At 60.6% G+C, this 26,452-nt stretch carries 32 protein-coding genes and 2 pseudogenes; 22 read left to right on the forward strand and 12 right to left on the reverse strand.

Annotation, left to right across the window (positions count from 1 at the left end; all coding sequences use genetic code 11):
- Positions 1 to 75: 75 nt before the first annotated feature.
- The 3 genes from JMY28_RS34185 to JMY28_RS34195 form a co-directional block, all read right to left on the reverse strand.
- Entirely contained in the window at positions 76 to 693 is a 618-nt protein-coding gene (locus JMY28_RS34185) for an NADPH-dependent FMN reductase (RefSeq protein ID WP_201700305.1), read from the reverse strand.
- Positions 694 to 787: 94 nt separating this feature from the next.
- Entirely contained in the window at positions 788 to 1,966 is a 1,179-nt protein-coding gene (locus JMY28_RS34190; RefSeq protein ID WP_201700306.1) for an LLM class flavin-dependent oxidoreductase, read from the reverse strand.
- The gene (locus JMY28_RS34195; RefSeq protein ID WP_236597176.1) at positions 1,963 to 2,745 is read right to left on the reverse strand and encodes an alpha/beta fold hydrolase; all 783 of its coding nucleotides are present in this window, start codon (positions 2,743 to 2,745) and stop codon (positions 1,963 to 1,965) included. Before JMY28_RS34195 ends, JMY28_RS34190 begins: the two co-directional genes overlap by 4 nt.
- Positions 2,746 to 3,116: 371 nt before the next feature.
- On the opposite strand from JMY28_RS34195, the gene JMY28_RS34200 reads away from it, so the two are divergent.
- From JMY28_RS34200 to JMY28_RS34225, 6 genes and pseudogenes are all read left to right on the forward strand, one after another.
- Complete coding sequence (locus JMY28_RS34200) at positions 3,117 to 4,193, forward strand: porin (protein WP_201700307.1); 1,077 nt, start codon at positions 3,117 to 3,119, stop codon at positions 4,191 to 4,193.
- Positions 4,194 to 4,323: 130 nt separating this feature from the next.
- Positions 4,324 to 5,658, forward strand: a complete 1,335-nt coding sequence (locus JMY28_RS34205) for an MFS transporter (protein WP_201700308.1) — start codon at positions 4,324 to 4,326, stop codon at positions 5,656 to 5,658.
- Positions 5,655 to 6,455, forward strand: coding sequence for an SDR family NAD(P)-dependent oxidoreductase (locus JMY28_RS34210; RefSeq protein ID WP_201700309.1), 801 nt, complete (start codon positions 5,655 to 5,657; stop codon positions 6,453 to 6,455). Before JMY28_RS34205 ends, JMY28_RS34210 begins: the two co-directional genes overlap by 4 nt.
- Positions 6,456 to 6,483: 28 nt before the next feature.
- Complete coding sequence (locus JMY28_RS34215) at positions 6,484 to 7,323, forward strand: SDR family NAD(P)-dependent oxidoreductase (protein ID WP_201700310.1); 840 nt, start codon at positions 6,484 to 6,486, stop codon at positions 7,321 to 7,323.
- A gap of 73 nt (positions 7,324 to 7,396) precedes the next feature.
- Positions 7,397 to 7,903 carry a 6,7-dimethyl-8-ribityllumazine synthase gene (locus tag JMY28_RS34220; RefSeq protein WP_201700311.1) on the forward strand — a complete coding sequence of 169 codons (507 nt, stop codon included), beginning with the start codon at positions 7,397 to 7,399 and terminating at the stop codon, positions 7,901 to 7,903.
- A gap of 97 nt (positions 7,904 to 8,000) precedes the next feature.
- Positions 8,001 to 8,253 (forward strand): annotated as a pseudogene (locus JMY28_RS34225) (IS6 family transposase); the annotation flags it as partial.
- A gap of 94 nt (positions 8,254 to 8,347) precedes the next feature.
- Here JMY28_RS34225 and JMY28_RS34230 read toward each other — a convergent pair.
- The 3 genes from JMY28_RS34230 to leuC are packed head-to-tail and all read right to left on the reverse strand — an operon-like array spanning position 8,348 to position 11,809.
- Positions 8,348 to 9,691, reverse strand: a complete 1,344-nt coding sequence (locus JMY28_RS34230) for an MFS transporter (protein WP_201700312.1) — start codon at positions 9,689 to 9,691, stop codon at positions 8,348 to 8,350.
- A gap of 44 nt (positions 9,692 to 9,735) precedes the next feature.
- Positions 9,736 to 10,386, reverse strand: a complete 651-nt coding sequence (gene leuD, locus JMY28_RS34235; protein WP_201700313.1) for a 3-isopropylmalate dehydratase small subunit — start codon at positions 10,384 to 10,386, stop codon at positions 9,736 to 9,738.
- Between the two features lie 10 nt (positions 10,387 to 10,396).
- On the reverse strand, positions 10,397 to 11,809 hold the full coding sequence (gene leuC, locus JMY28_RS34240) for a 3-isopropylmalate dehydratase large subunit (RefSeq protein ID WP_201700314.1): 1,413 nt from the start codon (positions 11,807 to 11,809) through the stop codon (positions 10,397 to 10,399).
- Between the two features lie 238 nt (positions 11,810 to 12,047).
- Here leuC and JMY28_RS34245 point away from each other — a divergent pair, with 238 nt between their 5' ends.
- From JMY28_RS34245 to JMY28_RS34315, 16 genes are all read left to right on the forward strand, one after another.
- A complete protein-coding gene (locus tag JMY28_RS34245) occupies positions 12,048 to 12,959 on the forward strand; it encodes a LysR family transcriptional regulator (protein ID WP_201700315.1) in 912 nt (303 codons plus the stop codon).
- 376 nt (positions 12,960 to 13,335) lie between these two features.
- On the forward strand, positions 13,336 to 13,812 hold the full coding sequence (locus tag JMY28_RS34250) for a DUF1643 domain-containing protein (RefSeq protein ID WP_268960697.1): 477 nt from the start codon (positions 13,336 to 13,338) through the stop codon (positions 13,810 to 13,812).
- Between the two features lie 559 nt (positions 13,813 to 14,371).
- Positions 14,372 to 15,061, forward strand: coding sequence for a tyrosine-type recombinase/integrase (locus tag JMY28_RS34255; protein WP_201700316.1), 690 nt, complete (start codon positions 14,372 to 14,374; stop codon positions 15,059 to 15,061).
- Between the two features lie 152 nt (positions 15,062 to 15,213).
- Positions 15,214 to 15,567 (forward strand): type IV toxin-antitoxin system AbiEi family antitoxin domain-containing protein, encoded by a 354-nt coding sequence (locus JMY28_RS34260; RefSeq protein WP_201700317.1) that lies wholly within the window; start codon positions 15,214 to 15,216, stop codon positions 15,565 to 15,567.
- Between the two features lie 52 nt (positions 15,568 to 15,619).
- Entirely contained in the window at positions 15,620 to 15,844 is a 225-nt protein-coding gene (locus JMY28_RS34265; protein WP_201700318.1) for a hypothetical protein, read from the forward strand.
- Between the two features lie 75 nt (positions 15,845 to 15,919).
- Complete coding sequence (locus JMY28_RS34270; protein ID WP_201700319.1) at positions 15,920 to 16,249, forward strand: hypothetical protein; 330 nt, start codon at positions 15,920 to 15,922, stop codon at positions 16,247 to 16,249.
- Positions 16,250 to 16,310: 61 nt separating this feature from the next.
- Positions 16,311 to 16,631: a cyclic-phosphate processing receiver domain-containing protein gene (locus JMY28_RS34275; protein WP_201700377.1), complete on the forward strand. Its 321-nt coding sequence runs from the start codon at positions 16,311 to 16,313 to the stop codon at positions 16,629 to 16,631.
- A 31-nt stretch (positions 16,632 to 16,662) separates the two neighbouring features.
- Positions 16,663 to 17,424 carry a hypothetical protein gene (locus tag JMY28_RS34280; RefSeq protein ID WP_201700320.1) on the forward strand — a complete coding sequence of 254 codons (762 nt, stop codon included), beginning with the start codon at positions 16,663 to 16,665 and terminating at the stop codon, positions 17,422 to 17,424.
- 13 nt (positions 17,425 to 17,437) lie between these two features.
- Positions 17,438 to 17,692 carry a hypothetical protein gene (locus JMY28_RS34285; RefSeq protein WP_201700321.1) on the forward strand — a complete coding sequence of 85 codons (255 nt, stop codon included), beginning with the start codon at positions 17,438 to 17,440 and terminating at the stop codon, positions 17,690 to 17,692.
- A 42-nt stretch (positions 17,693 to 17,734) separates the two neighbouring features.
- Entirely contained in the window at positions 17,735 to 18,274 is a 540-nt protein-coding gene (locus JMY28_RS34290) for a hypothetical protein (RefSeq protein ID WP_201700322.1), read from the forward strand.
- A 338-nt stretch (positions 18,275 to 18,612) separates the two neighbouring features.
- On the forward strand, positions 18,613 to 18,981 hold the full coding sequence (locus JMY28_RS34295) for a DUF2513 domain-containing protein (protein WP_201700323.1): 369 nt from the start codon (positions 18,613 to 18,615) through the stop codon (positions 18,979 to 18,981).
- 32 nt (positions 18,982 to 19,013) lie between these two features.
- Complete coding sequence (locus JMY28_RS34300; protein ID WP_201700324.1) at positions 19,014 to 19,265, forward strand: hypothetical protein; 252 nt, start codon at positions 19,014 to 19,016, stop codon at positions 19,263 to 19,265.
- Positions 19,266 to 19,497: 232 nt separating this feature from the next.
- Positions 19,498 to 19,659, forward strand: coding sequence for a DUF6726 family protein (locus tag JMY28_RS39470; protein ID WP_328809858.1), 162 nt, complete (start codon positions 19,498 to 19,500; stop codon positions 19,657 to 19,659).
- Between the two features lie 20 nt (positions 19,660 to 19,679).
- Positions 19,680 to 20,033 carry a hypothetical protein gene (locus JMY28_RS34305; RefSeq protein WP_201700325.1) on the forward strand — a complete coding sequence of 118 codons (354 nt, stop codon included), beginning with the start codon at positions 19,680 to 19,682 and terminating at the stop codon, positions 20,031 to 20,033.
- A gap of 250 nt (positions 20,034 to 20,283) precedes the next feature.
- Positions 20,284 to 20,523: a hypothetical protein gene (locus JMY28_RS34310; protein ID WP_201700326.1), complete on the forward strand. Its 240-nt coding sequence runs from the start codon at positions 20,284 to 20,286 to the stop codon at positions 20,521 to 20,523.
- Between the two features lie 221 nt (positions 20,524 to 20,744).
- Positions 20,745 to 21,632 carry a hypothetical protein gene (locus tag JMY28_RS34315; RefSeq protein WP_201700327.1) on the forward strand — a complete coding sequence of 296 codons (888 nt, stop codon included), beginning with the start codon at positions 20,745 to 20,747 and terminating at the stop codon, positions 21,630 to 21,632.
- Between the two features lie 143 nt (positions 21,633 to 21,775).
- On the opposite strand, the gene JMY28_RS34320 is transcribed toward JMY28_RS34315, so the two are convergent.
- From JMY28_RS34320 to JMY28_RS34345, 6 genes and pseudogenes are all read right to left on the reverse strand, one after another.
- Positions 21,776 to 23,017: a hypothetical protein gene (locus tag JMY28_RS34320; RefSeq protein ID WP_201700328.1), complete on the reverse strand. Its 1,242-nt coding sequence runs from the start codon at positions 23,015 to 23,017 to the stop codon at positions 21,776 to 21,778.
- Positions 23,018 to 23,067: 50 nt separating this feature from the next.
- Positions 23,068 to 23,214 (reverse strand): SEL1-like repeat protein, encoded by a 147-nt coding sequence (locus tag JMY28_RS39590; RefSeq protein WP_201700329.1) that lies wholly within the window; start codon positions 23,212 to 23,214, stop codon positions 23,068 to 23,070.
- A gap of 743 nt (positions 23,215 to 23,957) precedes the next feature.
- A pseudogene (locus JMY28_RS34330) lies at positions 23,958 to 24,128 on the reverse strand (IS110 family transposase); the annotation flags it as partial.
- A 145-nt stretch (positions 24,129 to 24,273) separates the two neighbouring features.
- Entirely contained in the window at positions 24,274 to 24,561 is a 288-nt protein-coding gene (locus tag JMY28_RS34335) for a hypothetical protein (RefSeq protein WP_201700330.1), read from the reverse strand.
- A gap of 136 nt (positions 24,562 to 24,697) precedes the next feature.
- Positions 24,698 to 25,918, reverse strand: coding sequence for a PDDEXK family nuclease (locus JMY28_RS34340; RefSeq protein ID WP_201700331.1), 1,221 nt, complete (start codon positions 25,916 to 25,918; stop codon positions 24,698 to 24,700).
- A gap of 49 nt (positions 25,919 to 25,967) precedes the next feature.
- Positions 25,968 to 26,393, reverse strand: coding sequence for a hypothetical protein (locus JMY28_RS34345; protein WP_201700332.1), 426 nt, complete (start codon positions 26,391 to 26,393; stop codon positions 25,968 to 25,970).
- Positions 26,394 to 26,452 lie beyond the last annotated feature (59 nt).

A 26,452-nucleotide genomic window follows, 5' to 3' on the forward strand; every position in this document is an offset into this window, starting at 1 on the left:
GTGACATGGTGTACGGACGCCGGCCCGCGCCGGCGCGAAGCGGGATCATGATTGTCGCAGAGCCGGGTTCATCCGTCACCGAGTGGCCGCGGCGCGTGCCAGCGGCGGCGCGTATTCCGCATCGAGCGAACGAAGGCGCGCGAATTCGACGACCTGTTTCGCGACGAGCCGCAACTGTCCGGCAACGGCCGGGTCGAGGCAGTCGCCGTTTTCGTCGAACGCGCGCGTGCTCGTATTGATGCCGACGCCGACCGGCGTCGGCCAGCCGCGCAGCGCGTGGATGATCGAGCGCAGCGCAGTCAGCGTCGTGCCGACCGCCTGCCAGCCCGCCGCGCAGACGATGCTGCCGACCGCGCGGCCTTCGAAGTACGGACGCTCGTCGGTGCGCATGTCCTCGGTGTAGTCGAGAGCGTTTTTCACGAGCCCGGACAGCGAGCCGTGATAGCCGGGCGACGCGACGATCACGCCGTCGGCCTCCCGCAGCAGTTCGACGAGCCGCTGCGAGCGCGGGTCTTCGCGACGGTTTTCCGGCGCATACATCGGCAGCACGAGGTCTTCGCCGGCGATCAGCCTGGTGAGTGCGCCTTCTTCCTCAGCGGCTTTCAGCGAGAAGCGCAGCGCGAGCTCGGACGACGAGCCCGCGCGCACGGTGCCGCCGATGCCGACGATGCGTGGGGTAGTACGACGGGACATGACGGGTCCTCCTATGGAGAGGCCGGCGGCGCGGGCCGCCCGGCGGATGGGGCAGAGCCGGCGCACAAGGCCGCGCCGGCCGTGGACGTCGGCGTCAGGCGGCGGCGGTTTCGGCCGCGGGCTCGCCGACGTCGCGCAACGCTGGGATCACATGCTGCGCGAACGTGCGGGTGCTCTTCAGCGTGAGCTCGTGCGGCAGCGTGCCGAACTGCATCAGGCTGATGAACGTGCCGAAGCCGATTTCCTTCTGGTAGTGAAGGATCTGGTCACGCACGGTCGCGGCGCTGCCGCACAGGAAGATGCCGCTCTTGATCAGCTCGTCGATCGTCTTGCCGCCCGACGTGCTGGCAACGGCCTTCTTCGCGAGCAACATGCCCTTCATCGACTCGACCGACGAGTAGCCCGGCGGCAGCAGCATTTCCGGCCGCATCCGCAGGAACTTGTTGACCATCGTTTCGATGTGCGGCTTCGCTTCGCGGTAAGCCTGCTCGTCGGTCTCGGCGACATAGGTCGGCACGGACCAGCCAAGCTGCTGCGGCGTCGCGGTGTAGCCGTTCCTTTCCGCCTGCTCCTTGTACATTTCCATGTACTTCTTCAACGCCGCGACCGGGCTGAACGTCTGCAGGTACGTGTAGCGGCGCGACGCATCGGACGCCCACTCGATCGTTTCGCGGCTGCCTTGCGAAGGAATCCAGATCGGCGGATGCGGTTGCTGGTAGACCCTCGGCCAGACGTTCACGTAGTTGAAGTGATAGTGCTTGCCCTCGAACGGGAACGGACCGGTCTCTGTCCAGCTGCGCAGGATCAGGTCATGCGCTTCGTGGAAGCGTTCGTGCGAGATGGCCGGATTCGAGCCCCAGCTGTGATATTCGGCGCCGATACCGCGCACGAAGCCCGCGATCAGCCGGCCGCCGGTGATGTTGTCGAGCATCGCGTACTCTTCCGCGACGGTTAGCGGATTGTTCAGGAGCGGCAGCGCACGGCCGAGCACGGCGATCTTCGCGCGTTTCGTGCGGCGGGCGAGCGCGCCTGCGATCACGCCCGGAATCGGCATCAGGCCGTATGCGTTCGAGTGGTGCTCGTTCACGCAGACGCCGTCGAAGCCGACTTCGTCCGCGTATTCGAGTTCGTCGAGATAGCGGTTATAGAGCGCGGCGCCTTTCTTCGGGTCGTAATAGCTGTTCGGCAGCGTGACCCACGCGGAGTCATATTTTTCCGAGTAGGTGAGATCGAGATCCGCGTACGGCATCAGATGCATGAAAAAGAACTTCATTGCGTTACCTCCTCGAAATCGGCGATCGTGTCGAGCACCTCGTCCGCTTTCTCGATGTGCGGAAGATGTCCGCAGTTCGTGATGACCTTCACGCGCGATTCCGGAATCAGCGCCTGGAATGCGGCCGCGTAGTCGGCCGGAATCACCTTGTCGTGGTCGCCCCAGATCACCTGCACCGGCACGTCGATGCGGTGCATCCACTTGTACAGATCCGGGTTGTACAGACGCGGCTGCCACGTCAGCTTGGCCGTCATCAGGTTGTTCTTCAGCATCGTGTCGATTTCGGCTTCGGTTGGCTCGACGGCGAGTGCTGCCTTCGCGAGCTCGGGGTTGTAGAACAGGTTGTACGCGGTCTCTTCGCGGTTCCACATAAAAATGTCGCCCTTTTGCACGCCCTTCACGTGGATGCCGGCCGGGGCGATCAGGACAACCGAACGAATCGCGCCGGTGTTGCGCACCGCCATCTCGGACGCGATCCAGCCGCCGAGAGAATTGCCGACGACGCGCACGGAATCGAGGCCGAAATGCTTCAGGAAGTCGAGGTAGAAGTAGGCGAGGTCGGATACGTTGTCGAGCCACGCGGGCGTGTCGGATCCGCCGAATCCCGGATGCTCTGGCACGATCACGTCATAGCGCTCGGCGAGCTTCTGCATGAACGGCACCCAGTGTGTCGCCCCGCGCGCGCCATGAAGGAACAGCAGCGGCTCGCCCTTGCCGCCACGCATCACCCGAACCCTGCACCCGTTGATTTCATGAAAACTTTCGGTTGCGTCTGTCATTGAGATCTCCTCTCGTGTCGAGATAATAAGTGTACTTATCGTTTCGTCGGTGATTCAGGCATGGAAAACCCTGAGCGGGTGTGCGCGCGTTGCAACGAATGTTGCCGGCGGCCCGGAAACACAAGGGTTCCGCGCGATCGCGGCAACGACGTCAACAAAATTGATAGTGACTATCGCGTGAAGTGGGTCGACACGCCGCGACTGCGCCCATAGAGTTAGTCCCGCCAGAACTGGCAGGTGACCCTTGCGGTGCAAGTCGGATACCGGTGTGCCCGTGGCACTCACATTCCTGTCGGGCAAGGCACGGCTGTCGCCAGATGCAGATGGACTGCGGTCGCCGAATACAAATAAAGAGTTCCCGGAGACGAACAATGAAAAAGCAATGGATGCTGGCGATCGCCGCATCGACCTGCTGCGTTCCGTACGCGATGGCACAGAGCAGTGTCACGCTGTACGGCAGCCTCGGAAACAGTATTGCGTACGTGAGTAATCAGCATGGCGGCAAAACCGTGTTCATGGGCGGCGGCACGACACCCGAATGGATCGGCTTTACCGGCGCCGAAGATCTCGGCGGAGGTCTGAAGGCGATCTTCAAGCTCGAGAACGGCATCAACACGGCGAATGGCGCCGGTCTGATCGCCGGCGACATGTTCAGCCGGCAGGCGTGGGTCGGCCTGCAGTCCACCGCCTACGGGAAGCTCACGCTGGGGCGGCAGTTCGATGTGACCAACGAGATGATCATGCCGTTGACGAACGGCTACCAGACCAGCATCTATCAGCTGTATCACCCGGCGAATCTCGACAGCTTCGGCAGTACGTTCTACAACAACGCGGTCAAATACACGTCCCCGCTATGGTACGGCCTGACCGTCGAGGGCATGTACGGCTTCGACGACACGACCACGCAGCCCGGCCGTTATGCAGGCGGGGGCGTCAGCTACTCTAACGGGCCGCTGCGGGCCGCGGTCGTCTACAGTTCCCAGCACGACCGCACGCTCGCGCTCGGCACCCAGCTTGGGTTCACGGAATTCGCGGGCAGGCCGGTGCCGCCGTCAGGGGCGATCGTGGCGCGCTCGGTGCAGATCCTTGCGGGCAACGTGCTGTACGACCTGAACAATGCGTGGCAGGTGCGGGGCGGTTATTCGCAGGTGTGGGTCGAGGCGCAGAACGGCGTCACCGAAAAGATGCGTACCGGCGAGGCCGGCGCGAGTCTGCGCACGAGCCCGGCGAACCTGATTTCGACTGGCGCTTATTACTCCACGTTCGCCAGCGCGCACTATGTGACGGCCGGCCTTTCCGACGTCTATTCGCTCTCGAAACGGACCTCAGTGTTCGCGTCGGTCGTGTATCAGCACGCCAGCGGATCGGTGGCCGCGATGGCACTCCTGGCGCCGTCGTCCACGACTTCGCAACTGGCCGCGTACATGGGCCTGCAGCTCTTTTTCTGATCTGATGCGTCCGACGTCCGACGTCCGACGTCCGACGTCCGGCGCTCCGGACGGACCCAGCTTGACCGATCTACCCGCCCATCGTGTGAAACAGGCACGCCCCGCACGGGCACATAAAGGAGGAGACGAAGTGTCATCGATATTCGACGTCGACGATCTGATCGACGGGCAGAAGCTGGGCTGGTTCAACATCCGGCTGCTCGTATATCTCTTTGTCGTGATGCTACTGGATGGCTACGACATCATCGCGGTCGGCTTCGCGGGACCGCATCTGGTGAAGGAATGGCACGTGCCGCCCGCATCGCTCGGGCCGGTGTTCAGCGCGAGCCTGATCGGCATCCTGCTCGGTTCGCTGTTCTTCGGCTTCATCGGCGACCGGCTTGGGCGCAAGTTCGCGTTGATCGCATCGTGCATCTCGTTCGGTATCCTTACCGTATTCGCGACGACCGCGACGTCGGTGCCGGAACTGATTGGCCTGCGGTTTCTCGCGGGCGTCGGAATCGGCGGCGTGCTGCCGAACGCGATCGCGCTGACGAGCGAGTATTCGCCGAAGCGCTATCGCGCGACGATGGTGATCCTGATGTTCTCCGGCAACACGTTCGGGGCGTCGCTGCCCGGCCTCGTGTCGGTGATGTTGGTGCCGCGTTTCGGCTGGCAGGTGCTGTTCTGGGTCGGCGGCATCCTGCCGTTGGCGATCGCGTTGCTGCTCGTGCTCGCGCTGCCTGAGTCGATCCGTTTCCTCGCGCTGGACGAGCGGCGTCGCGCCCGCGCGATCGCGACGCTGCGGCGGCTCATGCCGCACGTCGCGGTGCCCGCCGACGCGCAGCTCGTTACTCGCCTGAACGATGCGGGCACGACCGGCACGACGCGCGCGTTCCGTTTCCGCCAGCTGTTCGAAGGCCGCCTCGCGAAGGTGACGCCGCTGTTGTGGCTCACGTTCGCGCTGAACCTGATGGTGTTTTATTTCATCAATAGCTGGACGCCGACGCTCGCGATGGCGGCGGGCGTGACGCCAGGCACCGCGGCGTTCGGCCTGTCGATGTTCCAGGTGGGCGGCACGCTGGGCGGCTTTGCGCTGTGCCGGTTCGTGGACCGCAGCGGTCTGAAGCCGCTGAGCGCGCTGTTCTTTCTGTGCATTCCGGTGGTCGGGCTGGCTGGCTTCACGGTGGTGTCGTCCACGTTCTTCGTCGCCGGGCTGTTCGTGGTTGGCTTCTGCGTGCTCGGCCTGCAGGCGGGGCTCAACGCGATGGCCGGCATTCTGTATCCGACTTCGTGCCGCGCCAACGGCGTGGGCCATGCGTTCGGTCTTGGCCGTATCGGCGCGGTGGTGGGGCCGCTCGCGGGTGGCGCGCTGATCGGCATGCACGTGTCGATGCAGACGATGTTCATGCTGGCCGCGATTCCGGTCTGTCTCGGCGCGATCGCGTGTTTCGCGCTCAACCGCACCGCGGGAGAGATCGCGTGAACGTCACCGAACTGCTCGACATGAACGGACGTGTGGGCTGCGTGACCGGCGCGGCCAGCGGACTCGGCTTCGCGATGGCCGAGGCGCTCGCGGAGGCGGGCGCGCACGTGGTGATGACGGACGTCGACGCGCCGGGACTTGACGCAGCGGCGGCCCGGTTGCGCGCCGCGGGCCTGAGCGTGGACACGGAAGTGCTCGACGTGTCGCATCTCGACGCGCTGGAGCGGGTCGTCGACGGGATCGTCGCGCGTCATGGTCGGCTCGATGCGATGTTCGCGAACGCGGGCATCAGCGCGGGGCCCGGCTTTGCGTTCGGCGACGCCGGCCGCATCGGGCAGATCGATCTTGACCACTGGCGGCACGTCCTCGACGTGAATCTGACCGCAGCAACGTGGTCGATCAAGGCGGCCGCGAAACACATGATTGCGCAGCAGGGCGGCCGCATTGTGGTGACCGCGTCGATCGGCGGGATTCGCGCGGAGCCATTCGTCGGCTACGCGTACGCGGCGACGAAGTCCGCGATGCTCAACGTGGTGCGCCAGGCGGCGGTGGATCTCGCGCCGCATAACGTGCTCGTGAACGCAATCGCGCCGGGACCGTTCCTGACCAACATCGCCGGCGGACGGCTGCATCGGGAGCCGCTGATCGCCGCGCAGTTTGCGTCAGCCGTGCCGCTTCGGCGCCTCGCGTCGCCGGACGAGATCAAGGGGCTCGCGCTGCTACTCGCATCGCCGGCCGGCAGCTTCATCACCGGCACTGTGATACCAGTGGACGGCGGCGCGACGGCGGCAGTCTGACTGCAACCACTTCGACGGAGACTCACTCATGGACCTTGAAGGAAAAGTCGCGATCGTGACCGGCGCCGGGTCGGGCATCGGCTCGGGAGTCGCCACTGCGTTCGCGCGCGCCGGCATGTCGGTAGCGGTGGCCGACATTCGCCGCGATGCGCTCGATGGCGTCGTCGCCGCGATCGAGGCGGAAGGCGCGAAGGCGCTCCCGCTGCAAGTCGACGTATCGGATCTCGCGTCGGTGCAGGCCGCCGCGGACGCGGTCGAGCGGCGCTTCGGCAAGCTGCACGTCGCGGTCAACAACGCGGGCGTCGCGATGCACGGCGTGCCGGTCGAGCAACTCGAATCCGCCGATTGGGATTGGGTGATCGGCGTGAACGTGTACGGCGTGCTGCATGGGATGAAGGTGTTCCTGCCGCGCATCCGCGCGCATGGCGAGGGCGGCCACCTCGTCAACACCGCATCGATCGGCGGGTTCCAGGTCAGGCCGGGCTGGAACACCGGCGCGTACTCGATGACGAAGTACGCCGTGGTCGCGATCTCCGAGGCGCTCGAACAGGATCTCGAAGGCAGCGGCATCGGCGTGTCGGTGTTGTGTCCGGCCGCGGTGCGCACGAACCTCGACCAGTCGGCATCGGCGCGGCCTGACCGCTTCGGCGGCGCGTTCGAGCGCCCGCAGAATCACTTCCTGCGCGACCTCGTGAAGGATGGTCTTACGCCTGAACAGGTCGGCGAGCGCGTGCTGCTCGCAATCCGGCAGCGCGAGTTCTACGTGTTCACGCACAGCGCGCCGCGCCAGTGGATCGACGAGCGTCATGCCCGGCTGATGCAGGCCTTCGACAGGGCCGAGCAGTGGGAACGCTCGCGGCAGGCCTGAGCGGCGCTCGCGGTGGCGCGCGCCGATGCGCCGCCGCCTCAGCGCCAGTTTCGTCTTCTAACTTTTGATCGTAATGTCCTCGACCGTCAACGCTAGTTCCCAATTTTCCCGCAACGTCGTTGAACGCGACGCGCGTCCCCGTCTCGCCTTCGTGCAGGCCGGCTGGCACGCCGATATCGTCGACCGGTGCCGCGTCGCGTTTCTCGACGCGATCCAGTCGCATGGTTTCAGCCGCGCAGACGTCGATCTCCATGAAGTCGCCGGTGCGTTCGAGATTCCGCTGCTCGCGAAGCAGCTAGCCACCAGCGGCGATTACGCCGCGATCGTCACGGCGGGGCTCGTGGTTGACGGCGGCATCTACCGGCATGAATTCGTCGCGCAGGCGGTCATCAACGGGCTCATGCAGGTGCAGCTCGAAACAGGCGTGCCGGTACTGTCCGGCGTGCTCACGCCGCATCGTTACCACGAGACCGACGAGCACAATCGGTTCTTCCGCGAGCACTTCGAGATCAAGGGCGGGGAACTCGCGCGCGCGTGCGCATCGACGGTGCTGGGGATCGCGGCGCGCGCGCTGGTCTGATCGCGCTTATCGGTAATTCGGCGGGTCGGTGACGATCGACCGGAGGGCAGGCACCGGCTCGCGCAAGCGATCGAAGGTCCGGCAGCGGCCGGCGCATGCCGTCGACAAGGCGGCCCGCACGGTGGATTTCCTGCTCCGCGCCCATCGTGACAAGGCCGCTGCTCGCCGCTACTTAGAGAAAAGGCGATTGACCAGAACGGCGAGAGCCGATGACGGGGTTCAAGGATTTCCGCTGTCCGCGCATCATCCTGTCCGGCATCGAAGTCATGCACACGAGCCACAAGGGGCAGATGTGTGATGGTGGCGTTTCTTCGATCGCAGCTGAGCAATTCCATTTTCTATCGATGTAAGCAGTCCTATTCATGCAAGTACGTTCTCACCTCATCGTCGTTAACGCGACACAACCGGTTTGTCAGCCTCATTGTGCGTCGGCGAGGATAAGCGTCAGTCTGGGAGATCCTGGTCCTTCGTCTCGGGCAGGAACCAGGGTAGTATCATGCCCAAGGCGTATACCGAGCCAAATACCAATGCAGCATGTGACACGCCGCCGAGGGACTTGATCAGCGACCCCGAAAGAATGGGAAACACCCACGCGATAAGACGGGCAGAGTTGAAAACGAAGCTAACCGATGTCGAGCGAACCGATGACGTGAAGAGCTCGGCCGGGTAAATGGCGAGCCATGCGAAAGCGCAGCCCAGCGTAAAGAACCCGTTAATAGGCGAGAGGATCAGCATGCCCTGGACGGTCTCTACGCAAGCATAGACCAGTACTGTCGTAACCAGTGAACCGGCAAACGTCAGAAACAGGAACCAGCGGCGGCCCACTGCGTCGATAATAAAGCCGGACGCCATGTAAGCGACGATGGCGCCGATCGTATAGAGGATATTGACAGAGGAAATCCACGTTCCCGGATTGGCTACGTGGCCGGCAGCAGCCAACGCACCCGTATATACGGGCAGCCAGCTCGAAACGGCCCACCAGCCGACAATGGTTACGATTGACAGCAACGTGGTGAGAGCGATGCGACGGACAGCTTCGCGTTCCGTGAAGATCTGCTTTAGCGTGAAGGGGCGCTTACCGGAGGCAGTATGAGCTATCGCACCTTCGGTTGCGCTCCAGCGTTTGCTGCGGACAGCTTCGATCCACTTCTCGGATTCGTCTACCCCGCGACGAAAGTAAAGGACGAAGAAAGCAGGTAGGGCGCCGATCAAGAACATGATGCGCCAATTCTCGACGCCGAGCGGGCTATATTCATTCAGCACGAACCAGACCACTGCCGCAATCAACGTACCCCAGCCAAAACCTGATTGCAGGAACCCCGCCCCTTTTGACCGCGCTTCTTTTGGCCAGGTTTCGGCCACGAGGGCGATACCCGTGCTCCATTCGCTGCCCATCGCAAGCCCCGTGAGGAACCGCATGGCGCTAAGTTGCCACACGTCCTGTACCAAAGCGGTAAAACCCGTGAGGACCGCGTATAGAAACACGGACCACATCATCATCCTCTTACGGCCCACATAGTCGGCCATGGTACCGCCCACCAACCCTCCAATGCCCCATCCCAGTAATGTGATGCCAATGACGAGCCCGCTGAACACGGGGCGCGACGCTGCCTGCTCAGGTGTCAACACCGATTGCATGAGCGAAGGCAGGATGACGATCAAGGCGAGCGCCTCATAACCGTCGAATATCCAACCGAGGAATGCGCCATTTAACGTGCGCCAATGCTTTGCCGTCAGATTCTCATGCCACGGCGTGCGCGACGCGGTGAGCGTGTTCTCGGTCTCCATCAATATCTCCAGTTAAATTTCTTGGTTCTGCAAGAGTGGTACAGTCATTCGGCACCAGTGCTTGCCAGCCATGGTTCCTGCGCCAGACGTTGGCGCTCGAACGAATCTATCTCTTGTGTATGGCGTAGCGTCGCACCTATCGCATCCAGGCCGTCAAGCAGCATGGCCTTGTTATACGGGTCTATGTTGAAGGCGTGCTCGTTGCCGTCTGGCATGAGCACTGTTTGCGCTACGAGGTCAATAGCGAGACGGTACCCCTCGTCTGCCCTCACCACATCAAACAGTGTGTTCACCACAAACTCAGGTAACACAACGGGCAGCAGTCCGTTCTTCAGGCAGTTGTCGCGAAAGATTTCAGCGAAGCTCGGCGCAACCAACGCGCGGATTCCCCACTCTGACAGCGCCCAGACCGCATGCTCGCGGCTTGACCCACAACCGAAATTTGCGCGACCGAGCAAGATGCCGGCACCTTGATAGCGAGGCAAGTTAAGCGCAAAAGTATGGTTCTGGCGGCGACCCGTACAATCATCGCCTGGCTCGCCGGCATCCAGATAGCGCCACTCGTCAAAAAGGTAGGGCCCAAAGCCGGTTCGACCCGTGATCTTCATATACTGTTTCGGCAAAATCGCGTCGGTGTCGACGTTGGGTCGATCGACCGGAACGACAACCCGGTCGATGGTAGTAAATGGCTGCATGGGCTCGTGTTTAGAGGAGGGCGGAAACGTCGACGAAATGACCCGCGACGGCCGCAGCTGCGGCCATTGCGGGGCTGACCAGATGGGTGCGGCCGCCACGTCCTTGCCGGCCCTCGAAGTTGCGATTGGAGGTCGACGCACAGCGCTCGCCAGCATTGAGGCGGTCATCGTTCATGCCAAGGCACATCGAGCAGCCGGGTTCGCGCCACTCAAAACCGGCTTCCATGAAAACGCGGTCGAGTCCTTCCTGCTCTGCCTGGCGCTTGACCAGGCCCGAGCCCGGAACTACCAGTGCCTGGACGATATTGCGCGCCACACGGTGGCCGCGCACGACACTCGCTGCCTGCCGCAGGTCCTCAATCCGCGCATTGGTGCATGAGCCAATGAAAATCTTGTCCAGCACGATGTCCCGGATGCGGGTCCCGGGCACGAGATCCATATAAGTTAGCGCGTTGCGCAACCCTTCACGTTTGACGAGATCCTGTTCCAGCTCCGGATCGGGCACTGCGTCGTCAACGGCGCATGTCATGCCGGGCGTGGTGCCCCATGTCACCTGAGGGCGAATAGTACCTGCGTCGAGTTCCAGTTCAAGGTCGAAGACGGCACCCGGCTCGCTGACGAGCGTCCGCCAGTATGCTTGGGCCGCGTCCCACTGATCACCCTGCGGAGCGAGCGGGCGTTCGCGGAGGTAGTGCAACGTCGTATCGTCAACAGCCACCATTCCACAACGTGCTCCGGCCTCAATCGAGAGATTGCACAGTGTCATACGCGACTCCATGCTCATAGCCTGCACTGTACTGCCGGCAAACTCGATTGCGTATCCGGTTCCGAAAGCCGTGCCAAAACGCCCGAGCATTGCGAGAGCGGCGTCCTTTGCAGTTACGCCGGGGGCAAGCCCGCCGTCGATCGTCATGCGCAGCGTCTTCATGCGCTCCAGCCTGAGGCACTGGGTGGCCATGACATGCTCAATATCTGACGTACCAACACCAAAAGCGATTACCGCGAACGCTCCGTGCGTGCTCGTGTGGGAGTCGCCGCAGATCAAGGTGGTGCCTGGTAATGTCAATCCCTGTTCAGGCGCAACGACATGAAGAATCCCTTGACGTGCGTCGTTGAGTGGGAACTCCTTGACGCCGAAGTCACGACAATTGGATTCCAGCGCCAGAACTTGTGCGCGGGCTATTGGGTCGATGATGGCGCGCACGCCTTGAGCACGATCGGTGGTCGGCACGTTATGGTCCGCCATCGCCAGAACTGACTCCGGACGGTGCGGCACGCGGCCAGCGAGCCGGAGGCCATCGAAGGCCTGCGGGCTGGTGACTTCGTTTACCAGGTGTCGGTCGATGTAGAGCAGCGTGGAGCCGTCCTCGTTTTCACGAACGGCATGGCGGCGCCAGATCTTTTCGAATAGAGTTTGAGGCATCGCGAATCGACAAATGTGGGGGCCGGTGTCTTAGGCCGCCTCATACGCTATGATCGTGGCCGTGATCGGCAGCGGGGCGGCCGGAATAGCGCCGGCCGGCTGGTTTGAAGGATTGGGGAGATCATGCTAGCCGTCGGCTCGCTCGCGCGCTAGTGATTTTGTAGCAGCGGAGCCATGCCGGATCGAGATGGCGAATCGGCGGACAAGTTAGTCGTTGTCGGAGAAGTGGGGCAGATCAATGCGGTTCGATCTTGAGTCTTTAAGGGTTTTCGCTGCCGTGGTGGAAGAGGGCAGTATTGCCGCTGCAGCAGAAGCCACGCACATTGTGGCGTCGGCAGTCAGCCGACGCATCACAGAACTCGAGCGCGACGCGGGCACCTCGCTCTTCGAACGTCACAGTCGCGGAGTCCATGCGACCGCGGCTGGCCAGACGCTCTACCGGCACACGCAACGTATCTTCGAGCAGTTACGGCAGACCGAGGGAGAGCTGAGCGAATACACGAACGGTGTAAGAGGACACGTACGGCTGTCGGTCAATTTCACTGCCATGGCCCATTATCTACCCGAGGTACTGAACCGGTTCTTGGCGGCCAACTCCGCCATAAAGATCGACCTTATGGAGAAAACCAGCGATGTCGTGTTACGTATGGTTGAAAGCGGCCAGGTCGATTTCGGCATCTGTGCAGTAACAGATCCGCAGGAGCGACTGGTCTGTGTTCCGTACCGTGTCGACCGCCTTTTCCTGGTCGTGCCGGTCCACCACCGCTTTGCGATGCGCACCAGCCTGACTTTTACCGATGTGCTGGAGGAGGATTTCGTCGGGATGCAGGACGGAGCCTCAATCTATACGCTGATCCAACGAGCCGCGGCTGCTTATGGCCGCCGTCTGAAGCTGCGCATCCAGGTGACGAGTTTCGAAGCCGTAAGAAACATGGTCGCGGCGGGGCTGGGCGTTGGCCTGTTGCCGGAAGTCGGCATCCCAGACGGGGCGCCCAACGTAGTAAAAATAGCACTGGATGAACCCTGGGCCGAACGCTCGTTACAGATCGTCTATCGGGATCTCGATGGGTTATCTGCGGCGTCGAAGCTGCTGATCGAACACCTGGCCTCTGCCTCGAACCCTGCCGTTCCTCCGACTCCGACGCGCTGAGGCGAGGTCCTCCGGTGCGTAAGGAAAGCCACGCGCGGTAAGGCGACTGCATTCGCCAAGAAGATACTGGACGTCCCAGGAGACAGGTCGACCGCTCGCCGGTCACGTCACCGATGACTTTTCCCTCAAGCTACCGATCCCGATCGTAGTTGATTTTTCTGTTTCCCTCTTCGTCTGGCGTCGGTTCGGGCGATCTCCGGCTGGCACCTGAGGGGGCAATGAATACGCGCCGCCGTTCCTTCGACGGCTCTCGCGACGGGGACAACCCAATGGATCTACGGAACCGACTCTTCTACCCTGCGAATGTGCATGAACACCCCACACATCACTTGCGCGGCGCATCAACGGAGGACCTTAATGGATTGCGATCGATCTGATCGCCGCGCGGCGGACCGTCTTCTCCCCGTGCCGCACGTGGCGCTATGCACTCTGGCGGACCATTGGTGGACTGCTTGACGATGGGTCCTATGTGCTCTTCATCGGACTGAACCCGAGCACGGCCGATGAGCAGCAGGATGACCCGACCATTCGCACCTGCGTTTCGTTTGCCAGGGCCTGGGGAATGAGCGCACTGTGCATGGCCAATCTCTTTGCCTTTTGCGCGACCGACCCAAGCGACATGCTGGCAGCCGAGGATCCCGTCGGCCCCGAAAACGATCAATACCTCACCGGGCTCGCCCGTAGCGCGACACTTGTTGTCGCCGCATGGGGCAATTTGGGCAGTCACCTCGGGCGCGACAGGGCGGTGCGTGCGAGGATCCCCAATCTCCACTGCCTGAAGATCACGGGCGCCGGGCAGCCGCATCATCCGCTCCATCTGCCCGGCACCCTCAGACCCATCCCCTTCGTTTGACTCGGGCGACATACGGGCGGGTGAGTTTTCCGCGACACGCTCTTCACGTAGCGAACCGCCAGCCGATAGGCGTTAGGACCCGCGGCCTTGCCTCAAACGCGAGGCAACAGCCAGCCCTTTCTCCATGAGCATGATTCATGAAACGCGCCAGCGCATTGGCCGTTGCCACTTCCATGACGTGACGGCACATCGCCCCGGGGACACCGCGCTGTGCCAGAGTCCGGCTCCGCTGGCAAGCCCTCGATCCCGATCGCGTGCATTGCCGTCGCCCTTGGTCACACCGACAGGTTGTTGCGCAGGCAACCGAAGATGTGACTTCCTTTTCACCACGCAACTAACCGTCCCCATCGCCTGTTCGCCGCAAGCGCCGGTCAGCAGGGATGACGGCGCGCCCGTTTGCCCGACCCGTTCCGGATGTCGCCCGTATCGTAGTTCGTCGCGCATCCGGCATTTTTCCGAGGCGGCGAGGCTTCATGCGGGTTACGCTGGAAAGGAGTAACCCGTTCTTTTTCTCTTGTAACGGAGCACGAAAACGAGCGTATTACGAGGAAGGAAGAGCATGCAACCCACACGCGCGAAAGTCCTCACCCCAGCCAAATTCCGTCACCTCCTTCGCGTTACCGAAGCTACCAGTCGCTTCCCTGCGCGCGACACTTTGGTCCTGTTACTCGGCGTCACATGCGGCATGCGCGTAACTGAGATTGCGCGCCTCGAAGTGCAACAAATGCTGACAAAATCGGGAACACGGCGCGAGGAGATCCACCTTCCCGGCAGCATCACAAAGGGTTGTCGGGCGCGCTGCGTCTTCGTCGCGCACCCGCGAGCAATCGAGGCGTTTGATCGCTATGTGGATTGGCGCTATGCGCGCGGGGCAGGCACAGGTTTAGACCGGCGAGAATGCCGAGGCCTCCTGCCTCGGACCCGTCTCATCCTCACGCAGAAAGGCGGCCCGTTCGAACTGAGCGTAAAGCGTCACATTAGCTTTGATGGCGAACCCGTGGAATATTGGGCTGCCGATAGCCTGCAGAGCTACGTCACCGGGTTGTACCGCGCAGCGGGCCTCGGTGTGGGCTACAGCAGTCACTCGGGACGCAGGACGTTTGCAACGCGCTTGATCGCAAACGGACATTCCCTCGAAACGGTCGAGACTCTCCTGGGTCACGCGCATATCGACCATGTTGCGCCGTATCTGGAGGTATCGCAGCGAGAGTTCCGTGAAGCCTTCGCAGCAGTCAACCTATTCGATTGAATGCATTTTGCACAAGTTTTAGTCAGATTCGTCGTTTGGATATACAGATTTGGGTGCAGATGCCGATAAGGAAGGGTTAGGCAAGAGACGCCAGCGACGTTCGGAGCTTGGCCAGAGGCACTTCTTAGAGTCACCAACAGCGGAACATACCGATGAACGTACACCATAACGCCGAAAAGCTTTGCGCATGGATACGTCAGCATGGTGCGGCGACAGTCAAGCAAATCGCGGCAAGCGGGACGTCGAATTCGCGCGCAGCGTTTGATGCAGTTCAGTACGCGGTTCGTCACGGCGTGCTCGAGCGCGTTAAGCGGCCTGGAGCCACCCCCAGTGAGCGTGTCCAGTACACATTGACACGACGTGAGCTGCCGGTACTGAAATCCGGCCCGCCCGCGCCTTCGTTCGACGCGTTATTGTGTGCATGGGGCATTCCTCAAAAACCGCCGATCGTCCGCGCGAGGTTGTCGTACAGGTTTGAACTCGCCGACTGCAATTTGGACAACTAGGAAACGCAAAAGATACGCCCACGCGGGCGAGTACGAACGAAGGAACAAAAGAATGAAGAAAGCATTTTGTATGGCAGTAGCCTTGCTATCCGTTGCAGCCGGCAACGCTCAAGCGGCAGGCTGTTTAAAAGGTGCGGCCGTGGGCGCCGTAGCAGGGCACGTGGCAGGGCATCATGCGGTTGCCGGCGCAATCGTCGGATGCGCGGTCGGCCATCACCTGGCGAAAGAGCAGAAGCGGAAGGACGCGGAGGAACGTGCCGCGGCTCAGGTGCGTTAAACAACGGCGCGGAAAACAACGCAGGAAAGCGGCAGTGCCATCGAGCGGCCGCGTTCGAAGAACGTGAAAAATGGGTTGAAGACCATTGCCGTAGTGGCACTCCTAGCCATCAGCGCATCATCGCTTTTGGTTGCCTGCGGCAAAAGGACTGGGGACGAGTTCGTTGGATCGTGGAAAGTTAAAGACGATATCGACTCGACAATTATCGCTCGCAGCGGCTACGATTTTGTTGTCACGAATACCGGCGACACGTCGAGCAGGATGTTTTTCCGCTGCGAGCACGGAATTCTCGTTATGAGAGGTTCTGCCGGAATGCTGGAGATACGTTACGACAGGGTCCACGATGCGATCGTCGCGTTCACCCCCGGGTTTCCGGTGGAAATCGTACTGCCCCGGGTTAAGTAGGCGGGCGAACGTCGTCATTGTGTGCGCGAAAGAAGGGAAAACGGGGGGAAGAGGCAGAATGATGAAGCTGTTTCTTGCTGACGAACGCGCGACGCCAGAGGGATGGCATCGAGTGTATTGGCCTTCCGAGGCGATCCGGCTCCTCGACGCAGGAGGCGTCACAGAACTCAGTTTGGATCATGACTTGGGGGATGATATTCGCGGTACGGGGTACGACGTCATCGTCTGGATCGAAGAGGCCGTCGCTCTTCGAGGATTCGTGCCGCCAGTGATCAGGATTCACTCTGCAAACCCTTCTGCCGTGGAGAGGATGCAAGCCGGCGTGCAAGCGATTGAAAAGCTCGTACGCGAACGGTCCCTTCAGCGCGACATCCGATCTTGAGTGGCTCGAAACGAACAAGCAAACAATCAACATGGGCGAGACTTCCACAACGAGTGAGACCGACAGCCACGCACTCGCGCTGGCACATAGCTATCTTGACATCCTCGCGACCACGGACCTTGGTGCCGTCTTCGGAGACACACAGCAGCTTTCGGGCCTGTTCCTTCCCGCTGTTCCAGCGAACTTCGGCGACGCAAAACATCGTGTACTTGTTGTGGGGATGGAAACGAAATCCTGGCGAAACAACGAATGCAGGTTTAAGCAGGGAGAGGCGCCCGGAATTGACTATGTTGTCGAGTCGATGCGGTCGCACGCTCGTTGGCTAGAGCGTCCACCCGAACGCCATAAATTCCTGCAGTTCCTGCGCCAAGTGAAGCGGTCGATGCACGCCCAACTTCCGGATGCTGAAATCGCTGTCGGTTGGGCGAATCTGTTCTGCGTGAGTCATGCCGGGAGCTCGCCGACAGTAGCCGAGTCGTTCGATCGTATCCAGGCTCTGTCGCAGGATTTGCTACGCGCTCACATCACCGTGACGGATCCGGATGTGATCCTCTTCACGACAGGGACGGCGTATGATCGATACTTACGCGACTATTTCCCTGATCGCACCGATAGCGCGGCGATTGAGCCGCGTTGCCTGTGGCAGTTCCGAGTCGGCCGCGCACTCTGCTACAGGACAAGTCATCCACGCTATGTTGCACACAATAGGTGGCGAGACGCTGCCTTGAAGTTCGCGGCTGACTTTATGCGCTCGCGACCGATTGTGTCCCGAGAGACAATGGAGCCGGCGTAGACGTCGGAAGGCGATGACGATTCCCCTTAGCGACGATTGGATCATTCAACGCTTTGTCCGGCTCGTGCGACCGGGCGAGGGAGAGGATATCTACGAATCATGGCCCGGCTACGATCGGGCGATGTCGCAAGCCGATGCCGAGCGGGCGCTGGATGAGTGCGCGCATCGGTGGCCGGACTTCGAGTTTCGTGCACATAGGATTCGCGTCCACGAGAAAGTCGCCGCCGATGCGATAGCTCGCGCACGTCGTAGTGCGAGCAGCGAATAACCCGGAAAACGGACTGGCGCGCGGCGCCGACTAGGTGATGGGATGACCCTACATGCTTTCGACTTCTCTGAAACGCCTATTGTCGAGATGTGGCTGACGCGACGATTGCCGTTCGATACGAAAACGGTCGAAGAGAAGGGCGTGTGCGCACGTCTAAAGGCGGCCATAAAGCGGATGCCGAACAATGAGTCGAAAATATTGTCCGGGGTCTACACTTCGCGTCAAGCTGGTCGATTCGACATTGAGAATGTCTTGGCCTACAACGTCGGCATGTCCGCGTTTGCGCAAGCGGGCCAAAACGGTATGCGCTTCCAACGCGTATGGGCCGCGCCGTCTGCTTCGCCTTCGGGCGAGCAGTTCGAACACCACCACGCTTACGAGCTCGTGCTCCCACCTCAGAGACCGATGAACGGAGCAAGCCTTGAAGTGCAATTGACCACGCTCGACGACGTGGCGCGAGTCTGGTGGGCAGTGTCAGGTACCTCAGCTGTCAGTATATCCTCGGACGTTAAGCTCCCGATTGCGGGCAGGTTCGCTATGCACGTCGAAGTTGGAATGTTCGAAAAAAAAGCGGCTTCATAACATTGTTAAAAAGTTACTCGATGGCATCGTCGCCGGTTTGCGGCCGAGGCGGTAAATCGCCTAGCGTGCTGCCTGTCACTCCCTGCTGGCGATGTCGAAAATCGCCTGTCGAAACCGGCAACCGCGTTGCTCGGGACTCGAGGCGGGCTCGTCCGTCCATACAGAGATTTTGTGCAATGGCACCCGGAGGATGACCGATGTGATTCGATTACCGTTATTGTGGGTGGCACACCCGGAAGATGCACGATTACGGTGACGGATCTGAATGACGTGGATTCGGAAATCCGCTATAACGCTAGCAAAACGCTATGCGAATTGACCACGAATACATTAAACGGATGATCGATATCATCCTGAGTCATCCGAGCCCTACGTTTGCCATCGAAGATTTCGACGACGCTGGACTTTCGTTTCAAACGGCCGAGTTCGAATTTCACATGAAGCATTTTGAGGACCAAGGTCTTATCGAGCAGGACGACGGAGACCGCGGATTCGGTTTGACGAAAAGCGTAGATGGATACGCGTCATGGTCGGTTTTGCCGCTTCGGCTGACTTCGAAGGGGCACGACTTTGCCGAAGCGGTCTCGGAGAAGACTGTGTGGGATAAAGTAAGAACGGAGTTGCCTGGCGCGGCTATGTCTAGCCTGGTTACAGTTTCGGTCGGCTTGTTCCAAGCGTACGCGAAGAAGAAGCTTGGTCTGAGCTGACGAAGCGCATCGGAAAACAACGGAGGAAAGGAATGCAGGAAGGGACGGTTGTTGCGGTGAATCAAAGGCGCGGCATGTTTATCGCTCAGATCGACGAAGGCGACTTTGCCGTCTTCGAATTGCTCGCAGGCATAGACATCGCGATTGGCGATCGAGTTGCGGGTGACCTCGAAGCGTTGGGGCGCGAGGAATTGCGGCATCTTGGCCAGCGCCGCCGTTTCGCGGTGTATGGCCAGAGCGGCCCGAGTAGTCTCGCGGCGTGCCGCCGATTGGTTGGAATTTGATCGCAAAATTGGCGGGCACGGCAATGGACGACAAGAGCAAGGTGGTGCGTGAACTTAAAGATGTGCTGAAAACTATAGAGTCTGCGCAGAGCGTTGTGGCGAACGAACTCAGCAAAGGCGGGAATCTCCCGTACGCATACAGCGAGTTGCGAGACGCCCACGACAAACTCAAGCGCGTGCTTCGGAATCTCGCATAGGAAAACAGGATGCCCGGCATCGAGAGGATCGAAAAATGAAGCGCGTGATAGCTGTGTTATGGATCGCTGCCGGGTTAGCCGGTTGTGGCGTAGCCGCGGCGCCTTGCCGGATTGCGTCGGCTGGGCTGAAGGTTATCCCGCTGGTCGGGCACGTTGCCGCCGCGCCAACGGATGCGTGCGCTGCGGCAATCGATTGAGACCGGAAAACGAGGGATAGGTGAAAATGGATCGCGCTACTTCGTCGCGGCTGCGTCAATCTATTGATGATCTCGACCGCTTAACATTGACTCTTCCGCAAGAGAGTGATGGATTTTTATTCCTGACTCAGATCATCCAGCAGTTGCGGATTCTTCAGGACACAGTGACTGCGGGGGATGCCCGTGAAACTGTGTTTGTGTGTTCAGAGCAGATTGCATCGCTTGGGCGAGCGCGTGCTGTGTTCGCGCATTTTGGTGGCCTCGGCTTGTGTGACCAAACCCTTGAAATTGTCACGGCTCTACAGAAGGAGGCGCATGTCTTCGCCGCCATTCAGCCCCAACATCACAGCCCCAGCAAGATGATTCACGGGTAGTGATCGGGGAAGCGTCTGAACAGACCGGGAAACAGGAAGGTAATCGGAAGAGCCTCGTGATGACCACTCTGCACTCATTGATCCCCGATGTGGACGTCCTGCTCGCGCTTGCGCCCATTCTCCTACGCTTTGCCAAGCAAGCCCGAGTGAACAATAACAATATGTTCACGACAGCCAGCCACCCCATACCCTGACCTGACCGAGCACGTCCTGTACGCCGTTCGGGTCGTCGAGCACGGGTCGTAAGGAAATGACCGACGAAGCTCGCGATCCGGTGAGTTTCCACAGAGTCCAGGAGCGCTTCAAGGAGGTGCTCGAGATGCCTGACCTGGACGCGAGCCGCACTATTCGCTCGCTCAAGGAAAACGTTTGGCAGGTCTACGGCAAGCTCACAAAGGCGTATCCGCAGTTCGACGACGCGCAGCTGGCGGCGCGCGCCATCGAGGCCGTCCGCGGTGCCTTTGATAATCGCGAGACGGGCAGCACCTGAGCGCCCTGGCAGGCGTTGTAAGGCGCGCTGCAGGACGAAGACGCACGCCTCAAAGATCCGGCCACGCCAATCCTCCCCATACGTTGCGTCATCAACTGTCCCGGGTAAAATTGCCTGGCAGGGGAGTTCGATAGAACCGCACCGCGCCGCGGCTCCTTGGGGGGAGCACGACCACGCAGCCGACGAAGCCCTGCAAAAATATAACTAACCTGAGAATACCGATGGCCAATACGCTTAAGCAATTCCGATCCATGATCGAGCATGTCGATCTTCCCGGACATGACGAGGTTGTCCGGATGGTCCGGCGATGGATGACAGCGCAGGAAGTGCTCGGATCTATTGTTCCGATTCTCGTCGTGTGTGTCGCAGTCAAGTTTTTTTCGGGCCCAACATGGGCTGTCGTGCTGTCTGTCGCAGGTCTTCTGTTTGCCCGCTTCCTCGCCTGGCTATCCGAGACGATCGACCCATTCAAGATGATCGCCGCGAGCGTCCCGATCGGGGCGGGTATCGCGTGGCTGACGACAAAAGACAGCGGCGCGACATTCGAAGTCGCCTTCATCTCCCTGTTCGTGCCACACGCCTGCATGCTGATTGGCCTGCTGTGGCATTGGTCAACGTTTCTCGGCACGCCGGTGACGGCGCCGGTCGTGGCGTTGATATCCAGCTCCATGAACCGGACGGTGGAGCGGAAGTTCCCGGCATGGCGCGCGTGCTCGCTCGTCTTCCAGCGAAACGCCATCCGGTTTAATACGGGCAACAAGCCGGTCTTTGTCGCTAGCAAGTCGCTACGGCGTGAAGGCGAAGCGCAACGCGTCGGCACGCCGGTATTTACCTATGCGCAATTCTCCAATCGGGCACTCGTCGCCTCCACGATGCAAGCCGCCATCGATCAAGCGCAGGCAAGCGGCGCGGAACCGCCCCAGTGGTTGAATCCGGCAACGGGGTTGCCGACTGTCGGCAACATCGCCGGTGGGATCGATGTGGGGGGAAATCAGTGGGGGCACAACCAGCTCGTCGACATCAATCCGGGCTCCGGTTTGCCAACGATCGGAGGGCCGGGGACCATCGACGTGGCCGGCAACGCCTGGGGTCACGATAACAACATGTAAGAGGGCGAAACTCGCCGCTGTTTGCCGCGGCGGAAAATTGAAGGGCCGGCAAAACACGAACTGTTCTGCCGGCCCTTCATGCGTTCGCCAATACCGTGAACGACGTCGCGAACGTCTCACGTTGTTGGGCGCGTGTAATACGTCTAGGTGGTTGAAAACCGCCTAAACTCGCAAAACGCGTGCCATTGGCTTTCGTTCAAATGTTCTGTTACCTTTTGCGCCACTAGCTGGGCATCCGAAGACGTTAGATCTTCCGCCGGTATTTTTCCTAGCTCCTTGGTCATCTCCAGGAACTCGGGGGGGAGCGTGACGAGGTATTCGGCCGGAATTTTAGGAATTTTCCAGATCGGCGACAAATATTCCCGTGGAATTTTGCTGATAGTTGTCCGCAGGTATTCTTCTCTTACCAGGCGCTTCCATATTTCACGCGCCTCCCCTAGTTCGGTTGCTTGAACACCGAACAGATATTCCGTCGGTATCTGATCAAAAGCCACGTATGCCTTCACGAACTCACGCGGAATGGAGTGGACAGCTATCGAGGTGCCAGGCTCGGCGTTGATTCGCCATTCGGCCTTAAAACGCTCCAGGTACTCCGGAGGAAGGTCCACCAGATACTCCGCTGGAATCTCGGAGAATGGTCGTCGGTATTTCCGATAGTCCGAAGGGACGCCTTCAGTGACCTGGTTGATGAAGTGTTCCGCCCGACTATCGTTCCATGAATACTCAAGCGCCTTTTGAAGCGTCGGGTCAATATCGGCCAGATATTCTGGGGGAATCTGATCGAACGGCACGTAAGGAGGGCCCTTATACTTCTCCGGAATGCTGTCGATGAACGATTTCCAGTCCTCGTACGGTACATATGTCCACTCGATTGATTCATCCGGTTCGCCAGTGTTCCGTGGATCGAGCCCGATCGATGGGACGTCCGGCGCGAAGTCCACCGGGAACATGACCCTGTCGTAATCGGGATCAAAATCAATGCCCAGCACTGGAAACTCCTTCATCAAGAGGTAGTTAAGAAAACCTTGATGCTGACTGTCGGTGATCGTGCCCGCGTGAGCCAGTGCGTTTCGCAGCTTCCGTATGCCGAGAACGTGGAATTGCTTGTACACCGCACGAAAAGCGTGCTTCAACTGTCCGCCACGCTGGTTCATCTGATCGTGGAGGACGTTCATTTTTTCGGTCAGGTAAAGGGTTCGGATCTTGTCCCTTTCGGCCGTGACGATCGTCCCCTCGGCATTCCTGTAGGAGCCGTGGATCCCTTGCTCGTGTTGATCGATGATCAACTGGGTAATTTTCTTCTCGAAGACACGCAAAAGCTCCAAAGCCTGGCTTTCCATCCTGTCCTGGAAGTCTTCAGCGTCTTTGTCTTGTTGATGGTCCATTTTTCTAGTTCTGGTCGCGAGTTACAGCCCAGGCCGGGCCACGCTTAAATCTATCCGAGGGCACGAAGTCTCCCTACGGAGTCGGTCTTGATAAACCCGTCTGCCGAGTCTGCGGCGATTCTGTACAGCTCTGTGGCCCTTACCGGATCGCGCGGCACTCCTTGGCCAAGATCGTAGCACTGGGCGAGCGAGTACACAGCAAATGGCCACGCCCAGGTATTGCTGAGCGCCCCCTGATCGACGGCCCTTTGGAACCAGTGCGCGACGCGTTATGAGTTTTGCGGGGTACCTCGTAAAACTCATAACGCGTCGCGACACAGAATTGTGCGTCCAGATGTCCTGTGCGGAACTGCCGTCCGAATGTCTGACAACGGAATCGGACCAAGGTCTCCTCTTGGCCGAATGCTGCTAGGACGGCCTTGGCCGGGCGACCCAAAGCGAGCTCTTAGCCTTCGACCGTCCGGTCACTCGTTACGGCTTTTTGCTTGAATTTTTGGTGGCCTGGGATGGAATCGAACCAACCCGTGGCGCGCGAGCCGGCACAGCGCACACCGTCAGACTGTGATCAACGTCTGCTCGCCGGGTTTCATTACCGAGACCTGCAGCGAGGGCGCCACGTGCGAGGCAGACTGGCGGTATTGCTCGGCCGCCTCGACACCCAGCACCAGCCCGTTGTGCGCATAATGCACCGGGATGCCATGGGAAACCCCCGCCCACGCGCTGGCCCGTGAGGTTGCAGACTTATATCCGGCCTGTGCTGCGGACGATGATCCGCTGGGCCCTGATGGAATCTGCTGGGGAAGGCCTCATCTCCGACGAGTCCTCGAAGGACAAGACGACGTCCAGGTTTGCTTCCCCACGGTCCGACCTGTTTCGCCATCACATGTGTATCAGCCTGCGCAACCTGTTAGCGACCACATCTCCATAGTTGGTTGATCTTCTACGTAGCATGCGCCACGTAACCGGGTTGATACGCACAAGCATGGGCAAGCAGCACCCAGATCGTGCGTGCCATCTTGTTGGCCAGCGCAACGACTACCACGTTGAACGGCCGTCGCGCGAGCAAGCCCCGCAGCGAATTACTCACGTGCTTCGAGTGCCCGAGCACCGCTATGCGCTGCAGCCTTCGTGGGCTGCACACAAGCAAGAGTGAAGTGAGCAAGGAGGTGGCCAGCGCATCGCGCGCCACCTCCTTCCATCAATTCTCCTTCTTGTAGACAACGGTGAGATGGTTCTTCACCTGATTCTTGCCAAGTTCATAGTCGGGGTCCACCGTCGCGAGATTGTGAGCCGCGATGGCCCGCCGACGCCACGTCGGCGAGCGCCTTCACGCCGCCGAAGAGCGAGCCTGCCATTGCCGCAGAACGGTGTTCCGTATAGACCTGGCAGCTCAATCCGGCTTTCTCCATGTGGTTCTCGACTTTTTCCGCCACCGAACTCATAGGCTGAATGCTGATGATCTGAAACGACGTCCTCGAAGCAATCAGACTGTCCAGCTTCTCGCTGGTCAATTCGTCGGGGGTGTATCGCGCCTCAATAGACATTGTATTCCCCTGGTTTGACGTGACGATTCAAGCACCTGGCGTTGCGGCTATCCTCGCGCCAGGTGAGCTCGCACGCTTCGATATGTCGGCGCAGCAGGTTTGGACTTTAGGCGTGCGCGGATCCAGCGTCTCATCACTAGTCGGGGTGCTGTTCGTAGTCCGCTGCCGCGGAACGCACCCGCGGCCGCATGACATTGACGAACGTATTCACGCGCTCCGCGAGCCACCCGTATGCTTGTTCCCGTATTTCAGGCGTGTCGAGTCCGGGAACGGTGCGGCGGTCCACGATCAGAGGACGTCCGTCCCGTTCGGTCAATTCCGCCGTGCCCCCGAGTTCGACCTTCACGGTTGGCCAGTCGTCGGCAATGACCCGTCTTGCGTAGGCGCCCGCTCCGCTTGCCGTCGAGAGCAGTTCCACACCAATCTCGCTCAGCTTGCGGTTTCGATAGACGTTTATCCAGGATGTGCCGCCGGGTGCCGGCATCATGAAGTTGAGATATCCCTGGCGGGGGGCCCCCGGAACGCGTTGTTCTGGATCGTCGAGATTCAACCGGTCGAGCAGCCCCTGCCAGAACTGCTGTTGCTCGCTGCCGAGCCCAGAGTTCGCATTCAGCGCCACCTCGGTCGCTTCTTCGTCTGTCGGCTCGAGGGCAAAGCCCTCCGGGACAGCGACCACGGTGCGTGTGACGACTGTTGTGCGCGCAAGCACGCGGGGCACGACGAGCCGGCTGCCATCGGGCAACGCGAAGATCGGAAGCTCGACGAGCCCGAGGGAAAAGTGAAGTCCGGCGTGAGCCTGCAAATAGTCGCCGATTGCCTCGACTCCTTCGCGGATGCCGTCGCCGACGATGAGCAGGAGAAAACGGCCGCGACGCAGATTGTGGGTCAACGCATCGTTGAACAGTACCTCGTCGGTTTCCGGGGCAATCTCTCTTACCTTCTCGAGCACCGGGTCGCCAGTGCACTTCAGACGCTGTCGCACCGCCCGCTGTAAATCGGAAGATGACCAACGGCTGAGTTCCTTGGCGTAGTCGAGAATCTGTCCGACTACCTCGCGGCGCGCTTGCGGGTTGCGCCAAAGCTTGCATTCCACGAGCACCGGCAAGCCGGCCGGCGTCACCATGAGGTTATCGATCGGACCTGCCGGCGTGGGAAGCTCACGGCAGATCGCCACGGGATTGGCAAAAATCGGATCGATCTCGGCGATGGGAAGACATCCAGGCTGCGCATGAACGTAGTTCTGGATATCGGCCTCGCTGACATCGCTTGTGCCATCTTGTCCGGCAATCGAGGCGAGGCGAACGGGCTGGCCGCCGTCGGCGGGAATCAGAAGCGGGGCGAATCGTTGTCGGGTCATAGTTGGTTGTCAGGGCTTGCTTGCAGCGTCGGCGCAACAGCAGTACGCGTTATTGCTCGACCAGGCCGAGTGCGCGCAGTGCGAAAGCTAGCGACGGCAGCATACGCCAGCGCCAGTGCGAATCGTCTTCGGTCGCAGTAGGCGCGAGGTCCGGTGAGTCCGCCAGGGCGCAGGTATAGATGAGCGTCCCATTGCGACGCACGGGCAGATCGACGGGGTGATGCTCGTGCAACGCTTTGCCGAGATTGCCGTACTGGAGGTTGGCTCCGCTGTAGTTCGAGTAGCCGGCGGCCTTTGCCAGCTCTGTTGCAGTCATGATGTGCTCGGGCGCGCGATAGTGGGCTTGAAGCATTTTGAGCTGACCCGTGCTGAGTTCAGGCAAGATAGCCTCCAGCGCGCGCGTGTATGCCTTGTCTCCGGCCTCGCCCTCGCGCGCGGCCACGCCCAGCGCCGAATCGATTTCCTTACGGGCCATTTGAATGGCGTCCGGCACGTCGCAACCGGTCAGTTTGTGGACGGGCACGCCGTCGCGCC

The sequence above is a fragment of the Paraburkholderia hiiakae genome (assembly GCF_904848665.1).
GTDB lineage: Bacteria > Pseudomonadota > Gammaproteobacteria > Burkholderiales > Burkholderiaceae > Paraburkholderia > Paraburkholderia hiiakae.

What these genes read in the sequence shown, in the direction of transcription:
- JMY28_RS34190 (WP_201700306.1), bottom strand. Translation starts at nt 1,966, where the DNA reads ATGAAGTTCTTTTTCATGCATCTGATGCCGTACGCGGATCTCGATCTC.
- JMY28_RS34345 (WP_201700332.1), bottom strand. Translation starts at nt 26,393, where the DNA reads ATGGCCCGTAAGGAAATCGATTCGGCGCTGGGCGTGGCCGCGCGCGAG.
- JMY28_RS34280 (WP_201700320.1), top strand. Translation starts at nt 16,663, where the DNA reads ATGGGCGAGACTTCCACAACGAGTGAGACCGACAGCCACGCACTCGCG.
- JMY28_RS34185 (WP_201700305.1), bottom strand. Translation starts at nt 693, where the DNA reads ATGTCCCGTCGTACTACCCCACGCATCGTCGGCATCGGCGGCACCGTG.
- JMY28_RS34320 (WP_201700328.1), bottom strand. Translation starts at nt 23,017, where the DNA reads ATGGACCATCAACAAGACAAAGACGCTGAAGACTTCCAGGACAGGATG.
- JMY28_RS34335 (WP_201700330.1), bottom strand. Translation starts at nt 24,561, where the DNA reads ATGTCTATTGAGGCGCGATACACCCCCGACGAATTGACCAGCGAGAAG.
- JMY28_RS34290 (WP_201700322.1), top strand. Translation starts at nt 17,735, where the DNA reads ATGACCCTACATGCTTTCGACTTCTCTGAAACGCCTATTGTCGAGATG.
- JMY28_RS34310 (WP_201700326.1), top strand. Translation starts at nt 20,284, where the DNA reads ATGACCGACGAAGCTCGCGATCCGGTGAGTTTCCACAGAGTCCAGGAG.
- JMY28_RS34230 (WP_201700312.1), bottom strand. Translation starts at nt 9,691, where the DNA reads ATGGAGACCGAGAACACGCTCACCGCGTCGCGCACGCCGTGGCATGAG.
- JMY28_RS34245 (WP_201700315.1), top strand. Translation starts at nt 12,048, where the DNA reads ATGCGGTTCGATCTTGAGTCTTTAAGGGTTTTCGCTGCCGTGGTGGAA.
- JMY28_RS34220 (WP_201700311.1), top strand. Translation starts at nt 7,397, where the DNA reads ATGTCCTCGACCGTCAACGCTAGTTCCCAATTTTCCCGCAACGTCGTT.
- JMY28_RS34295 (WP_201700323.1), top strand. Translation starts at nt 18,613, where the DNA reads ATGATCGATATCATCCTGAGTCATCCGAGCCCTACGTTTGCCATCGAA.
- leuC (WP_201700314.1), bottom strand. Translation starts at nt 11,809, where the DNA reads ATGCCTCAAACTCTATTCGAAAAGATCTGGCGCCGCCATGCCGTTCGT.
- JMY28_RS34265 (WP_201700318.1), top strand. Translation starts at nt 15,620, where the DNA reads ATGAAGAAAGCATTTTGTATGGCAGTAGCCTTGCTATCCGTTGCAGCC.
- JMY28_RS34215 (WP_201700310.1), top strand. Translation starts at nt 6,484, where the DNA reads ATGGACCTTGAAGGAAAAGTCGCGATCGTGACCGGCGCCGGGTCGGGC.
- JMY28_RS34285 (WP_201700321.1), top strand. Translation starts at nt 17,438, where the DNA reads ATGACGATTCCCCTTAGCGACGATTGGATCATTCAACGCTTTGTCCGG.
- JMY28_RS39470 (WP_328809858.1), top strand. Translation starts at nt 19,498, where the DNA reads ATGAAGCGCGTGATAGCTGTGTTATGGATCGCTGCCGGGTTAGCCGGT.
- JMY28_RS34275 (WP_201700377.1), top strand. Translation starts at nt 16,311, where the DNA reads ATGAAGCTGTTTCTTGCTGACGAACGCGCGACGCCAGAGGGATGGCAT.
- JMY28_RS34200 (WP_201700307.1), top strand. Translation starts at nt 3,117, where the DNA reads ATGAAAAAGCAATGGATGCTGGCGATCGCCGCATCGACCTGCTGCGTT.
- JMY28_RS34300 (WP_201700324.1), top strand. Translation starts at nt 19,014, where the DNA reads ATGCAGGAAGGGACGGTTGTTGCGGTGAATCAAAGGCGCGGCATGTTT.
- JMY28_RS34255 (WP_201700316.1), top strand. Translation starts at nt 14,372, where the DNA reads ATGCAACCCACACGCGCGAAAGTCCTCACCCCAGCCAAATTCCGTCAC.
- JMY28_RS34195 (WP_236597176.1), bottom strand. Translation starts at nt 2,745, where the DNA reads ATGACAGACGCAACCGAAAGTTTTCATGAAATCAACGGGTGCAGGGTT.
- JMY28_RS34260 (WP_201700317.1), top strand. Translation starts at nt 15,214, where the DNA reads ATGAACGTACACCATAACGCCGAAAAGCTTTGCGCATGGATACGTCAG.
- JMY28_RS34340 (WP_201700331.1), bottom strand. Translation starts at nt 25,918, where the DNA reads ATGACCCGACAACGATTCGCCCCGCTTCTGATTCCCGCCGACGGCGGC.
- leuD (WP_201700313.1), bottom strand. Translation starts at nt 10,386, where the DNA reads ATGCAGCCATTTACTACCATCGACCGGGTTGTCGTTCCGGTCGATCGA.
- JMY28_RS34315 (WP_201700327.1), top strand. Translation starts at nt 20,745, where the DNA reads ATGGCCAATACGCTTAAGCAATTCCGATCCATGATCGAGCATGTCGAT.